The following is a 14,064-nucleotide window of genomic DNA, read 5'->3' as shown; positions in this document are numbered from 1 at the left end:
GACAACGGCATGCGACACGTATTGAAATAACGCCGAAAGGGCGGAATCCAATCATGTTCTTCAAGCGAGTTGGTCAATCGAAAGCGCCGCAGCGGGCTGTTTTCCTGGCGCTTTCGGTGGTTGTTCCATCGCTCTTCCTGTCGGCCTGCATGTCGTCGGAGAAAGATATCGACCTGTCGACCTATGTCGACCAGACCGAACCGGCCGACGTTCTCTACAATCAAGGCCTTGCCAATCTGAATGCCGGGCGCCTGCAAGAGGCGAGCCGCAAATTCGATGCCGTCGACCGCCAGCATCCCTATTCGGAATTCGCCCGCAAATCGATGGTCATGGGCGCTTTCGCTGACTATCGCCAGGGCAATTACGATGAGGCGATCGGCTCGGCCAAGCGCTATCTCACGCTCTACCCGTCGACGGACGACGCAGCCTACGCGCAGTACATCATCGGCTTGAGCTACTACCGCCAGATCAAGGACGTAACGCAGGACCAGAAGGAAGCACGCCAGACCCTTCAGACGATGCAGGACCTGGTCACGCGCTGGCCGACATCGGAGTATGTCGACGACGCCAAGGAAAAGATGCGCTTCGCCAACGACCAGCTAGCCGGCAAGGAAATGCAGATCGGCCGCTACTATCTCGAGCGTCGCGAATACATTGCTGCCGTCAAGCGCTTCCGCACCGTGGTGGAGAACTACTCCAACACGCGACATGTCGAGGAAGCCTTGGCCCGCCTGACCGAAAGCTACTACGCGATGGGGCTGACCTCGGAGGCACAGACGGCAGCCGCGGTGCTCGGCACCAACTACCCCGACAGCACGTGGTACAAGGATTCCTACAAGCTGCTGCAGAGCAACGGGCTTGCGCCGCGCGAGAATGCCGGCTCGTGGATATCCAAGGCCGGGAAGATGATCACCGGCGGCGCCTGACCCCGGAGCATTGGACCGAAGCGTGCGCAACGCTTTTTCGGATTGATCCGGTGCCCAAACAAAAAGATAGTGCGGCGCTGCGACTCCAGATGGTCGCGTGCCGCTTTAAGGCGCGTCGCGCTTTAGGTCTTTTGTCTTTGTGCATGTCGTTATCCCGTAACCGGGTCCACTTTTGGGCGACATGCAATAGGTCCGGGTTCTGATGCTTTCCAGACTGTCGATCCGCGATATCGTCCTGATCGAGAAGCTGGATATCGACTTCCAGCCGGGTCTTTCCGTGCTGACCGGCGAAACCGGCGCGGGCAAATCCATCCTGCTCGATGCCCTGTCGCTGGCGCTCGGCGCGCGCGGCGACGCGTCGCTGGTGCGCCATGGCGCGGCCCAGGGCCAGGTGATCGCCGTCTTCGATGTGCCGCGCAACCATCCGGCCCGCGCACTGCTTGCCGAAAACGCCATCGACGATGACGGCGACATCATCCTGCGCCGCCTCCAGACGGCGGATGGCCGCACCCGCGTCTTCGTCAACGATCAGCCCTCGAGCGTCACGCTGATGCGGGATGTCGGCCGCGCGCTGGTCGAGATCCACGGCCAGCACGACGAACGCGCTTTGGTCGATCCCGGCGCGCACCGCGATGTGCTCGACGCTTTTGGCGGCCATCTCGGCGCTGTGCGCTCGACCGGCGAAGCATGGCGGCACTGGCGCGCCTGCGAGCAGGAACTGTCGCGTCACCGCGCCAAGGTGTCGGCGGCCGCGCGCGAGGCCGACTATCTGCGTGCGGCGGTGGCGGAGCTGACGAAGCTCGATCCGCAGCCGGGCGAGGAGACCGATCTCGCCGAGTTGCGGGCATCGATGATGCGGGCGGAGAAGATCGCTTCCGAAATCCATGACGCGCAAGATGTGCTTTCCGGTCCGTCCTCGCCCTTGCCGCAACTCGCGAGCCTGCTCAGACGGCTGCAGCGCAAGGTGACGGAAGCGCCGGGCCTGCTCGACGACGTGGTCAAGTCGCTCGACGAGGCGATGCTGTCACTCGACGCCGCGCAATCGGGTGTCGAGGCGGCACTGCGCGCCACCGAATATGATCCGCAGCGGCTGGAGAAGGCGGAAGAGCGGTTGTTTTCGCTGCGCGCCGCTTCGCGCAAGCACACTGTCGCCGTCGACGACCTGGCGCAACTGCGCGACACGATGTCGGCCGATCTCGCCGATCTCGATGCCGGCGAGGAACGCTTGCACGGCCTGGAAAAGCAGGCTGGCGCGGCGCGCGAGACCTATGACATTGCCGCCGCACAGTTGTCCTCGCTGCGTCATGCGGCGGCGGTCGGTCTGACCAAGGCGGTCATGGCCGAATTGCCGGCGCTGAAGCTCGAACGCGCCGCCTTCATCGTCGAGATGAAGAGCGAGGCCGAGAGCCGCATGGAAGAAGGCATCGACCAGATCGAATTCTGGGTGCGCACCAATCCAGGCACACGGCCCGGGCCAATGATGAAGGTCGCTTCCGGCGGCGAGCTGTCGCGGTTCCTGTTGGCGCTCAAGGTGGCGCTGGCCGACCGTGGCTCGGCGCCGACGCTGGTGTTCGATGAAATCGACACCGGGGTGGGCGGCGCTGTCGCCGACGCCATCGGCCAGCGACTGGCGCGATTGTCGAAGCGCGTCCAGGTGCTGTCGGTTACGCATGCGCCGCAGGTTGCGGCGCGTGCGGCGACGCATTTCCTGATCTCCAAATCGGGCAGTACCGACCGCGTCGCGACCGGCATTGCCGAGATGGACCGGCCGGCGCGGCAGGAAGAGATCGCGCGCATGCTGGCCGGCGCCACCATCACCGACGAGGCGCGCGCCGCCGCGGAGCGGTTGCTGCGCGAGAACACCGCCGCGTCCTGACGGCGCACGGTTCGCCAGGCTGGCAAAAAGCCCGGCTTCGCAAGAGAGTCAGCTTGTGGCGCCATCCCGCTGTTTCGGCGCGGTTTTATTAGAATTTTGCTCCCTTGAATCCGAAAGCTGATCTATGGTCGCGGACCACCAAAGCGCGTTGCGTCGAATCGGATTTGCGCGACGTGCTCTGGGTTTTTGTTGCTATGCGTGTCGTTGTCCCAAAACCGCTGCGCACTTTGGGCGGCATACATTGATCGAGCCGGGTCTGAAACCATGTCCGAAAAACCAGTCGATGTCCTGACAGACAGCGAAGCCGAAGCCGAGCTGAAGCGCCTGGCGGAAGAGATCGCCGAGCATGACAGGCGCTACCATACCGAGGATGCGCCGATAATCACCGACGCGGAATATGATGCGCTGACACGGCGCAACCTTGCCATCGAGCAGCGCTTTCCGGCGCTGGTGCGCGAGGATTCGCCGTCGCGCAGGGTTGGCGCGGCGCCGGCGGAAGGCTTCGCCAAGGTGCGTCATGCGGTGCCGATGCTCAGCCTCGCCAAAGCCTATACCGACGAGGATGTCGCCGACTTCATCGAACGCGGCCGGCGGTTCTTCGATCGCGACAAGGATCTCGACATCGCCTTCACGGCCGAGCCGAAGATCGACGGTTTGTCGGCTTCGCTGCGTTATGAAAGCGGCGTGTTCGTGCAGGGCGCGACGCGTGGCGACGGTGCCGTCGGCGAGGACATCACCGCCAATCTCAGGACGATCGCCGACATCCCCGCGAAGCTGAAGGGTTCGGGCTGGCCCGAAATCATCGAGATACGCGGCGAGGTCTATATGACCTACGCGGAATTCGAGGCGCTGAAGCAACGCTCGGCGGCGGTTGGCGGCCAGGACTATGTCAATCCGCGCAACACGGCGGCCGGTTCCCTGCGCCAGAAGGATCCATCCGTCACCGCCAGCCGCAACCTCAAATTCTTCGCCTATGCCTGGGGCTATACGTCGGAGGATCCCGCTCCCACCCAGTACGGCGCCGTGCAGAAGTTCAAGGATTGGGGTTTCGCGATCAGTCCGCTGATGGTGCGGGCGAAGTCGGCCGAGGAGCTGATCGCGCATTATCATCGGATCGAGGAGCAGCGCTCCTCGTTGGGCTACGACATTGACGGCGTGGTCTACAAGGTCGACCAGTTGGAGCTGCAACGCAGATGGGGTTTCGTCACTGGCGAACCGCGCTGGGCGGTTGCGCATAAATTCCCCGCCGAACAGGCGATGACGACCGTGCAGAAGATCGACATCCAGGTCGGTCGCACCGGCACGCTGGCGCCGGTTGCGCGGCTGGCGCCGGTCACGGTCGGCGGCGTCGTGGTTGAAAACGTCACGCTGCACAATGAGGACTATATCAAGGGCCTGGACAGCACAGGCCAGCCGATCCGCGACGGCATCGACGTGCGCATCGGCGATACGGTGGTGATCCAGCGGGCAGGGGACGTCATTCCGCAGATCGTCAGCGTCGTCATCGACAAGCGACCCCCCGACGCGGTGCCATACGAATTCCCGCACACCTGTCCGATCTGCGGCTCGCCCGCGACGCGCGAGATCAACGAGAAGACCGGCAAGGAAGATTCCCGCCGCCGCTGCACCGGCGAACTTATCTGCCCCGCGCAGGCCGTGGAAGGATTGCGCCACTTCGTGTCACGCGGCGCCTTGGACATCGAAGGCCTCGGCGCGGAAAACATAGACACCTTCTTCAATGCGGGATTGATCAAGACAGCCGCCGATATCTTCACGCTCAGGGATCGCCGTCCCGCCGTCACCAAGGCGCTGGCCGAGCGGCGCGAGGAGCAGGCCAGGCAGCGCGAGGCCGCGTCGGGCAAGACGCGCAAGAATGTACGCAGCGTCGAGGATCGCAATTACGAGGGCCTCGACAAGCTGTTTGCTGCCATCGATTCGCGCCGCGAACCCGAGCTCGACCGCTTCATCTTCGCGCTCGGCATCCGCCATATCGGCGAAACCACGGCCGCAGTGCTTGCCAAAACCTTCTCGACCATCGAGGAGTTGATCCGCGTCGGCAAGGAGACAGCGGCGGCCGACGATCCGCACACCGTTTTCCCATCGGTCAACGGCATCGGCGACACGGTTATCGATGCGCTTCGCGACTTCTTCGGCAATGAGCGCAACGACGACGTGCTGGACGCGCTGCTCAAACAGGTCAAGCCGAAGCCGTATATCGTGACCATCTCGGCCGACAGCGCGGTGGCCGGCAAGACAATCGTGTTCACAGGCACGCTGGAAAAGATGACGCGCCCCGAAGCCAAGGCGATGGCCGAACGCCTCGGTGCTAAGGTCGCGGGTTCGGTTTCGGCGAAGACGGATCTGGTGGTCGCCGGACCCGGTGCCGGCTCCAAGCTCAAGCTTGCCAGCGAGCTCGGCGTCGAGGTGATCGACGAGGACGCCTGGCTGGTGCGGATCGGCAAGGCGTGATGGCAGGTGCATTCAAGGGTTTCGGGCAGAAGGCCATTCCGTTCCTGAAGGCGCTGGATTTCCATCAGAGCCGGGAGTGGTTCCTGGAAAACCGCGACCTGTTCGAAAAGGAGTTGCGCGACCCCTTCGGCGATCTGGTCGAAACGCTCACGGAGCGTTTCGCGCAAGCTGGGCTTGGCCTGCGCGGCGATCGCAAGAAATCGCTGTTCCGCATCAACCGCGATGTCCGCTTCGCCAAGGACAAGAGCCCCTACAACCGGCATCTGTCGGCGATCCTGTCGCCCGACGGCAGCAAGATGGGGCAGGGCGTGTTCTATGTTCATGTCGGCCTGGAGCGCTGCCTTGCCGACGTCGCCTGGTGGCAGCCGGAGCCGGCGCTGCTGCTGGCGATGCGCAAAGCCATCGCGACGCAGCCTGACAAGTTTCGCGCCATGGCAAAGGCGCTGAGGAAGAACGGCCTTGAACTCGAGACCGAAGGCCGCATGAAGCGTACGCCACGCGGCTTCGAGCAGATCAGCGAACCCGATCTGACTGACGCCATCCGCAACCGGCATTTTGTCGTCCAGCATGTGATCGACCCGGCGGGGATCCACACGGCGGCGCTGGTCGACGAACTCGTCGATTTCACCTTGCGCGCAAGGCCGCTGCTCGACTGGGGCAGGGCGATCGAGGGCACAGTCCTCGCCGCCTAGCCTTCGATAAGCATCACGACGATCATTTCCGCTGATCATTTGGCTCAAGCGAATTCGTGTGACAGACCGGGCTGCGCCACCTACATACCGCCCTTCGCAAGGGAGTGGTTGATGGCGACGGACGCAATCTCCGAGAGCGGCGCAAAGAGCGATTTCTGGCAGGGCGTGCGGCTCTCGATGCCGGTCGTGGTGGCGTCGGCGCCGTTTGCGGTGCTGTTCGGTGCACTCGCCGTTGACAATGGCTTCTCGGTCTTCGAAGCTTTCCTGATGAGCGCGCTGGTCTTCGGCGGCGCCAGCCAGATGGTTGGCATCCAGCTGTTCGGCCAGCATGTGGCGCCGTGGCTGATCGTGCTGTCGATCTTCGCCGTCAATTTCCGCCATGTGCTCTATTCGGCAGGCATCGGTCGGCGCATCGCGCACTGGCCCATCATCGAGCAGGCGCTCGGCTATTTCATCCTCACCGATCCGCAGTTCGCCGTGGCCGAGGCGAGGGCACAATCCGGCCAGACGGTCGGCTTCGCCTGGTATCTTGGGCTTGGCCTGCCGGTCTATGTGTTCTGGGTGATCGAAAGCGCGCTTGGCGCAGTGTTTGGCAAGCTGATCCCCGACACGCATGCACTGGGCATCGATTTCCTGCTGCCGATCTATTTTCTCGGCCTTGTGCTGGGCTTTCGCAAGCGACCGCTGTGGCTACCGGTGGTCATTGCCAGCGCTGCCGCCTCGATCATCGCCTACAAGACGGTCGGCTCGCCCTGGCACGTCTCGATTGGCGCAATTGCCGGGGTGCTGCTTGCCGTCATCCTGCCACCTCACCACAGCGGCGTGAAAGCACAGCCATGAGCACGACATTCTGGATCATCATCGCTGGTGCGATCGCAACGTACCTGACGCGCATTGGCGGGCATCTGGTCATCTCCCGTTTTGAAAACATCCATCCGCGCGTCGAGGCTGGCCTCAATGCCGTGCCGGCGGCTGTGCTGACGACGCTGGTCGCGCCGGAGCTGCTGAACGCCGGACCGGCGGAATGGGCGGCATTGGTCGTCACCGCCGTGGTTTCGTTGCGCGGCGGACTGATGTCTATGTTTCTGGCGGGCGCGGCAGTGTTGATACTGGCGCGGCAGTTCGTCGGGTAGAGTTCGAGACGCGACCGGTTGGACCGTTGGCGCTGCCCCTCATCGCCCTGCCGGGCACTTCTCCCCGTATAGTGACGGGGCGAAGGACGCCATCATCGATGGTTTCGCCAATCATCTGCGTTGCAGAAAAAGCGCCAAGGTTGCGACAGCTCCCTTCTCCCCGTCACTATACGGGGAGAAGGTGGCGGCAGCCGGATGAGGGGCGCCGACTTCCCAAGTCAGATTCAAATCTTGGCATCATGAGGCAGCGGCGCGGTGGCCTTTTCCAGCCAGGCCAGCGTTTCGCCGTCGAGCATCGGCCCGATCTCGGCCAGCACGCGGGCATGGTACGCGTCGAGCCAGTGCAATTCGTCGCGCGTCAGCAGATCGGTGCGCACCAGGCGGATGTCGATCGGCGCCAGCGTCAGCGTCTCGAAGCCGTGCATGGCGATGTCGCCGCCTTCGATCTTCTCCGCCGGCGTCACCAGGATCAGGTTTTCGATGCGGATGCCGTAGGAGCCTTCCTTGTAGTAGCCGGGCTCGTTGGACAGCATCATGCCTTCGAGCAGCTTTTCGGTGCCGGTGCGGGCAATGCGCTGCGGTCCCTCATGCACGGCGAGGTAGGAGCCGACGCCGTGGCCGGTGCCGTGGGCAAAGTCGCAGCCGTGCTTCCACAGCGCCATGCGGGCGACGGCATCGATTTCCGAGCCGCGCGTGCCGGCGGGGAAACGCAGCGTCGAAATGCCGATCATGCCTTTTAGCACCAGCGTGAAGCGTTCGCGCATTTCCTCGGTCGGTTGGCCGATCGGCACCGTGCGGGTGATGTCGGTGGTGCCGTCCTGATACTGGCCGCCGGAATCGAGCAGGAACAATTCGCCGGCCTGCAGCTTGCGGCTGGTGGCGCGCGACACGCGGTAGTGCATGATGGCGCCGTTCGGGCCGGCGCCGGAAATGGTGTCGAAAGAGATGTCGCGCAGCGGCATCTGGGTTTCCTCGCCCGTCTGCCGGCGCGTCTCTTCCAGCCTCGTCACCACGGCAATCTCGTCGAGCGAGCCGGGTTTCTGGCGCTCCAGCCAGCACAAAAGCTTCGCCACCGCAGCGCCATCACGGCGGTGCGCGGCGCGGGACCCGTTGATCTCGGCCTGGTTCTTGGTGGCGCGCGGAATGCGGGCAGGGTCGGCTGCGGCGATCACGGTGCCGCCATTGTCCTCGACCAGCATGCGCAGCCTGTCGGCCGCCAGCACCGGGTCGAGCGCGATCTTCGCACCGCCCTTGGCAAGGGCTACGACCGCCGCTTCGAATTCGCCGGGCTCATGCGGCTCGGCGAGCTGCGTGAGATAGGCCTCGACCTGGCGCGAGAATTTGCGCCGGTCCATGAACAGCTGGTGCGATCCGTCGGCGGCGAGGACGGCGAAGCCGAGCGCCAGCGGTGTATGCGGCACGTCGCCGCCACGGATGTTGAAGGCCCAGGCGATGGAGGAGGGGTCGGTCAGCACCGCATGTGTGGCGCCGTCCTTGGCGATCGCCGTTGCCAGCCGCGCCAGCTTGTCCTTGGCGAGCTCTCCGGCAAAGCCGATCGGGTGGAGCTCGACCGGCGCCACCGGCGCCTCGGGCTGGTCCGTCCAGATGATGTCGATCGGGTTCTTGTCGAGCGGCACCAGCACCGCGCCGGTCTTGTCGGCCGAGGCCCGCAGCGCCTTGACCTCGCTGATCGTGTGCAGCCACGGGTCAAAGCCGAGCCGCGCGCCCTTGCCGATGGCGTCCCCCAGCCAGACAGCTGGCGGGTTGTCGGCCAGGCTTTCGATCGAAAAGATGTCGAGATCGACCTCGTGGCGCACCTGCAGCGTGTAGCGCCCGTCGACAAAGACGAAGGCGCGGTCGCGCAGCACGATGGCGACACCGGCCGAACCGCTGAAGCCGGTCAGCCATTTCAGCCGCGCCGAGCGATCGGCGACATATTCCCCCTGATGTTCGTCGGCGCGCGGCACGATGAAGCCGTCCAGCCCGTTGGCCGCCAGCCACTGGCGCAGGAGCGCAACGCGCGGCTTGCCGACTGCCGGGTCGCCCGCGGAATCGAAGGTCTGGAACATTGTGGGCCTCCCTGAATTCCGCGCGACCGTAGCGCACGGGCTTGAAAATCGAAATCGATTTCCGGCTGGCGCAACCTGCTACAGCATCGCTTGACTGACAACCGGCCGGGCTTGGTCCAGCTTGGGTCGTTGCCGGTCTGTCTGCCTCAGTGCTTGAGGTGGATCGTCACCCAGCCCTCGCGGTGCAAGGTGCGCACGTGGCGGAAGTTCTGGCCGACATAGGCCGAGACGACGGCGTCGCGCTGGCGCTCAAGGATGCCTGACAGCACGATCGAGCCGCCAAGCGCGATGTGATCGGCCATTTGCGGCGCCAGCCGCATCAGCGGCCGCGCCAATATGTTGGCGACGATGAGATCGAACGGCGCGCGCTTGCCAAAGATCGGGTGGTGAAAGCCCGGCGCTGTCACCGTCTCCACCAATGCCTTGACGTGGTTGAGCCGCGCGTTGGCGGCAGCCACTCTCGCCGCCACCGGGTCGATGTCGGTGGCCAGCACCGGAATGTGCGCCAGCTTGGCGACGGCGATGGCCAGCACCGCGCTGCCGGTGCCGAGGTCGAGTGCATTGCGCGGGCGCTCGCGGCGCATGACCTTTTCCAGCATTTCGAGGCAGCCGGCAGTGGTGCCGTGGTGGCCGGTGCCGAAGGCAAGGCCCGCCTCGATCTCGATGGCGAGTTCGCCGCTGTGGCGCTTCCTGCGGTCATGCGCGCCGTGGACGAAGAAACGGCCGGCGCGCACGGGCTTCAAGCCCTCCAGCGAGCGCGCCACCCAGTCGATGTCGGGCAAGGCCTCGCGGCCGATCGGCCTCGCAATGGAAAGGCCGGCAAGGATGTCCTTGGCCCGCGCTTCGACCGCATCGACGTCGCCATCGGCATAGAGCGACACTTCGTAGATGTCGCGATCCTCATCGACTTCCAGCACGGCGATCGGCAGGCCTTCATCCTCGAAGGCCGCCTCGAACGCCGCGAAAACGCTGATGGATTCAAGCTTTCCGGTAATGAAATGGAGCCGCGTCTGGGTCATGGATTATGTGTCTTGTTCGAGCATGATCTTGTCCGAAAACCGGCTCCCACTTTTCGCTGGCGCGGTCCTTCGGTTCGGGATCATGCGTCAACCCGCGGCCAGCCGCTTCAACTTGGCGACGGCCGTGTCGGCGCTTTCACCATAGGCGATGGTGCCGGCAAAGTCGCCCTTGGCGTTGAGCAGCAGCACCGAGGCGGTATGGTCCATCGTGTAGTCGCCGCCGCCGGTGTCGACCTTTTTCCAGTAGATGCCGAACGACTTGGCCATGGCATGGACTTTGTCCGGGTCGCCGGTGATGCCGACGATGCGGTCGGAGAAATTGCTGACATAGGCGTTCATCACATCCGGCGTGTCGCGCTCCGGATCGACCGAGACAAAATAGGCATGCAGGTTCTTGCCGTCGTCGCCGAGCGTCTTCAGCCAGCCGGCCAGTTCGAACAGCGTGGTCGGGCAGACCTCGGGGCAATGGGTGAAGCCGAAGAAGACGACGCTGGGCTGGCCCCTGAAGGCGGCCTCGGTGATCGGCGCGCCTTTCTGGTCGACCAGCGTGAAGGCGGCGCCGAAGGGCTCGCCCCCATAGTGGCCGCGGTACCAGTCGAAGGTCAGCCAGCCGATGCCGGCCGCCATCAGGACGAGAATGCCGACCAGAATAGAACGCATCATCAGTAAGGTCCGTCCGCAGAATCATCGGGGCCGCCGGCCCCAGGCCGCGCCAGCACGACAGTCTTAACGGTTCGACCCCGTCCAGGCAAAGTGCCGCGTTGCCGCAACCGCAGTGATGTTGACGTATCCGCTTGCAAAGCCGGGCTGCTCGCCCCACCTGTGACCGGCAACTCGAACCGCAGGAGGCTATGTTGCAGGGACTGATTGGGCGAAAACTGATCGGCGGCGCGTTGGCCGCATGCGTTGTCCTCGGCGCGGGCACGGCCGTCGCCGATGAAGTCGGCAAGGTCGGTGTCGACTGGCTAGGCAACGACATCATCGTCGAGGCGATCAAGGATCCGAAGGTGGAGGGCATCACCTGTCACGTCTCCTATTTCGATCGCGGCATCATCGATCGCCTGCACAAGGGCAACTGGTTCGAGGATCCCTCCGATTCCTCGATCTCCTGCCGCCAGACCGGCCCGATCACCATCGGCGACATCGATATGAGCGAGGCTGGCGAGGAAGTGTTCAAGCAAGGCATCAGCCTGATCTGGAAGAAGCAGGTGGTGAACCGTATCTACGACAAGGCCAACGAGACGCTGATCTACCTGTCGCATTCGCGCCAGGTGCAGAACGGCTCGGCCAAGATGTCGGTCACCACCGTGCCGCTCTACGGCCAGAACGTCGTGTGGACCAACGGCAAGCCGAAATAAGTGGGTCGGCTGGAACCGACCTTACGGGTGATTGGTCCCGCTTGCCGGACCAATCGCCGAGGGGTAAAGCCGCTGCATGGACCGTTCCGAAAATCTCGTCCCGAAGGATTCCGAGCCGCGCATCCATCCGACCGCGGAACTGAAGGCCTGCAAGCTCGGCCGCTATGCCTCGATCGGCGAGCGGGTGGTGCTGCGCGAGGTGACGGTCGGCGACTTCTCCTATTTCGAACGCCATTCGGAGGCCATCTACACGACGATCGGCAAATTCTGTTCGATTGCTTCAAACAGCCGCATCAACGCGCTGGAGCACCCCATCGAGCGGCTGACCCAGCACAAGGTCAGTTACCGGCCGAACGAGTATTTTCGCTGGCTGGGCGTCGACGCCGCATTCCGCGAGCGGCGGCAGGCGAAAGCCGTGACCATCGGCCATGATGTCTGGGTCGGCCACGGCGCCGTGATCATGCCCGGGCTCACCATCGGCAATGGCGCCGTCATCGGCGCCAATGCGGTGGTGACGCATAACGTACCGTCCTACGAAATCCTCGTCGGGGTGCCGGCCCGACCCCTCAGGTCACGCTTCACGGCTGCTGTCGCGGCTCGTATCGAAGCGCTCGCCTGGTGGGACTGGCCGGTCGAAAAGCTGGCCAAGGCGGTTCCCGACATGCAGGCATTGCCGATCGAGGCATTCCTCGACCGCTGGGAAAACGACGCCATCTGATCCGACTGAAACCCCTTCCGCCATGCGGGGGTGGCGCGGCGGAAGGGGCTGGAGATAAACCGCTGGGTAGCGGAAGGAGCAGGTTCTCTTGCCTGCACCTCCACTGTCGCATTGAAGCCATAAGGTGTGTTTTCCGCATTGTTCTCTTTATACGTGTAGCTAATTGCGTCGTTGTATTTTGTTTGCGCCGGGAACCTGAAACGGTTGCCGGTTGTTTCTCATTATGCCGCGGCGTTCAGGGATTTCGATAGATGGAAAAGCTTTTCACCAAGATCGCCAACAGGGTCGCCCATATAACCGGCCTGCCACTGACATTTGCCGTCTGTTGCCTGATCGTCGCGGTCTGGGCGGTGAGCGGGCCGTTCTTCGGCTTCTCGGACACCTGGCAGCTCGTCATCAACACCGGCACGACCGTCATCACCTTCCTGATGGTCTTTCTCATCCAGAACACCCAGAACCGCGACGGCGCGGCGATCCAGGCCAAGCTCGACGAACTGATCCGGGTCAGCGAGGGTCACAACAACTTCATCGGCATCGAACATCTGACCGAATCCGAGGTCGAGGAGATCCGTGACAAATGCGAGCGTGCGGCGAAGCGGCATGACGAGAAGATCGCCGCCGTGGCGGCAAAGAAGGCCGTGGCGCAGAAGCGTGGGCCGAAAAAGCACGCGGCTTGAAAGGCTGGAATTCAGGATCGGTCGCTGAGAACGCTCATTGCTTCATGTAGGCCGCGAAAGGCTCCTTGTAGTCCGGATGCCAGCGCGACAGAGCCGGGCGGTTCTCGATGATGTCGCCGATCGCCCAGGCCATGCGCTTTTCATCCAGCGGCCGCGCCGCTTCATTGTCCGGACACAGGATGTAGAAATCGCCCCTGGTCAAGGATTCCAGCATGAAATCAACGACCTGTTCGCCGGTCCAGGCGCCGGCCGGTTTTTCCGTCGCGCCCTCGGTAAGGCCGGTAAAGGTGAAGCCGGGGATCAGCAGATGGGCTGCAAGATGGGCGCCGGGTTCGTTGCGCAGCGCATGCGCCAGGCCTTCGGTATAAGTCTTTATGCCAGCCTTGGAGACATTGTAGGCAAGGTTGCCGGGCGGTGTGGTGATGCCTTGCTTGGAGCCGGTGTTGATGATCAGGCCGGGCTTGGCCGAGGCCAGCATGCGCGGCGCGAAGGCCTCGACGCCATGCACGACGCCCCAGAAATTGATGTCCAGAAGCCGCCTCCAGGCATCGCGGTTTTCCCAGGGCTTTCCGGGGTTGTTGCCGACGCCGGCATTGTTCATCAGCAGCGACACGTCGCCGAAGGCGCCGAACGCTCTGTCGGCGAGACGGTCCACTTCGTCCGCGTTCGAAACGTCGGCGGCCACGGCAAGCACGGCATCCTCGCCGGCAATCGCGGAAACGGCGCGGGAGGCTTCGTCAAGGCGCGCGCTGCCGATGTCGGCCAGCACGATCTTCATGCCCATCAATGCAAGCCGCTTGGCGGCCGCAAGACCAATGCCGCTGGCGGCGCCGGTGATGACGGCGGTGTTGCCCGGGCCAAGAGCGGGCAGGGCGGTCTGGATTTTGGCGTCGGTGATCATGGGCGATGGGGTCCTTCTTTCGATGGCGCAGAACTTAGCGCTGGAACGGGGCAGCGCAAGCCTCACTGCACTTAAAGCGCATCGGGTTTGAAGGGATTTATGGGGCGCGCTTCAGGCCTTGTTTTCATGCATGTCGTCGTCCCAGAGCCGCTGCGCCCATTCGGGCGACCTGCACTGGCCCGGGTTGACCAGCCCGGCCGAGGCTGCGCATGTTGCCTCGGCAAAA

Annotated in this window: 13 protein-coding genes; 9 read left to right on the top strand and 4 right to left on the bottom strand. The window is 63.8% G+C overall.

The window, feature by feature from the left end; genetic code table 11:
• Positions 1–53 precede the first annotated feature (53 nt).
• The 6 genes from HNQ71_RS22925 (at position 54) to HNQ71_RS22900 (ending at position 7,096) form a co-directional block, all read left to right on the top strand.
• The gene (locus HNQ71_RS22925) at positions 54–926 is read left to right on the top strand and encodes an outer membrane protein assembly factor BamD (protein WP_184874911.1); all 873 of its coding nucleotides are present in this window, start codon (positions 54–56) and stop codon (positions 924–926) included.
• 202 nt (positions 927–1,128) lie between these two features.
• Entirely contained in the window at positions 1,129–2,802 is a 1,674-nt protein-coding gene (recN, locus tag HNQ71_RS22920) for a DNA repair protein RecN (protein ID WP_184874910.1), read from the top strand.
• A 264-nt stretch (positions 2,803–3,066) separates the two neighbouring features.
• Positions 3,067–5,271, top strand: a complete 2,205-nt coding sequence (gene ligA / locus HNQ71_RS22915; protein ID WP_184874909.1) for an NAD-dependent DNA ligase LigA — start codon at positions 3,067–3,069, stop codon at positions 5,269–5,271.
• Complete coding sequence (locus tag HNQ71_RS22910; RefSeq protein ID WP_184874908.1) at positions 5,271–5,963, top strand: DUF2461 domain-containing protein; 693 nt, start codon at positions 5,271–5,273, stop codon at positions 5,961–5,963. Before ligA ends, HNQ71_RS22910 begins: the two co-directional genes overlap by 1 nt.
• A gap of 111 nt (positions 5,964–6,074) precedes the next feature.
• Positions 6,075–6,803, top strand: a complete 729-nt coding sequence (locus HNQ71_RS22905) for an AzlC family ABC transporter permease (RefSeq protein WP_184874907.1) — start codon at positions 6,075–6,077, stop codon at positions 6,801–6,803.
• A complete protein-coding gene (locus HNQ71_RS22900) occupies positions 6,800–7,096 on the top strand; it encodes an AzlD family protein (protein WP_184874906.1) in 297 nt (98 codons plus the stop codon). Before HNQ71_RS22905 ends, HNQ71_RS22900 begins: the two co-directional genes overlap by 4 nt.
• Positions 7,097–7,320: 224 nt before the next feature.
• Here HNQ71_RS22900 and HNQ71_RS22895 read toward each other — a convergent pair whose 3' ends face one another.
• From HNQ71_RS22895 to HNQ71_RS22885, 3 genes are all read right to left on the bottom strand, one after another.
• Positions 7,321–9,165 carry an aminopeptidase P family protein gene (locus HNQ71_RS22895; RefSeq protein WP_184874905.1) on the bottom strand — a complete coding sequence of 615 codons (1,845 nt, stop codon included), beginning with the start codon at positions 9,163–9,165 and terminating at the stop codon, positions 7,321–7,323.
• A gap of 146 nt (positions 9,166–9,311) precedes the next feature.
• On the bottom strand, positions 9,312–10,184 hold the full coding sequence (locus HNQ71_RS22890; RefSeq protein ID WP_184874904.1) for a 50S ribosomal protein L11 methyltransferase: 873 nt from the start codon (positions 10,182–10,184) through the stop codon (positions 9,312–9,314).
• A gap of 87 nt (positions 10,185–10,271) precedes the next feature.
• A complete protein-coding gene (locus tag HNQ71_RS22885) occupies positions 10,272–10,847 on the bottom strand; it encodes an SCO family protein (RefSeq protein WP_184874903.1) in 576 nt (191 codons plus the stop codon).
• Between the two features lie 191 nt (positions 10,848–11,038).
• Between HNQ71_RS22885 and HNQ71_RS22880 the strand changes: the two genes are divergently transcribed.
• The 3 genes from HNQ71_RS22880 (at position 11,039) to HNQ71_RS22870 (ending at position 12,937) form a co-directional block, all read left to right on the top strand.
• Positions 11,039–11,542 carry a CreA family protein gene (locus HNQ71_RS22880; RefSeq protein WP_246461879.1) on the top strand — a complete coding sequence of 168 codons (504 nt, stop codon included), beginning with the start codon at positions 11,039–11,041 and terminating at the stop codon, positions 11,540–11,542.
• Between the two features lie 76 nt (positions 11,543–11,618).
• Positions 11,619–12,260, top strand: coding sequence for a DapH/DapD/GlmU-related protein (locus HNQ71_RS22875; protein WP_184874901.1), 642 nt, complete (start codon positions 11,619–11,621; stop codon positions 12,258–12,260).
• Positions 12,261–12,511: 251 nt separating this feature from the next.
• Positions 12,512–12,937, top strand: a complete 426-nt coding sequence (locus HNQ71_RS22870) for a low affinity iron permease family protein (RefSeq protein WP_184874900.1) — start codon at positions 12,512–12,514, stop codon at positions 12,935–12,937.
• 34 nt (positions 12,938–12,971) lie between these two features.
• Here HNQ71_RS22870 and HNQ71_RS22865 read toward each other — a convergent pair whose 3' ends face one another.
• A complete protein-coding gene (locus tag HNQ71_RS22865; protein WP_184874899.1) occupies positions 12,972–13,838 on the bottom strand; it encodes an SDR family NAD(P)-dependent oxidoreductase in 867 nt (288 codons plus the stop codon).
• Positions 13,839–14,064: the final 226 nt, after the last annotated feature.

It is taken from the genome of Mesorhizobium sangaii (assembly GCF_014207355.1).
In the GTDB taxonomy this organism is placed as follows: domain Bacteria; phylum Pseudomonadota; class Alphaproteobacteria; order Rhizobiales; family Rhizobiaceae; genus Mesorhizobium; species Mesorhizobium sangaii.
This window is presented reverse-complemented; position numbering and strand designations above follow the sequence as displayed.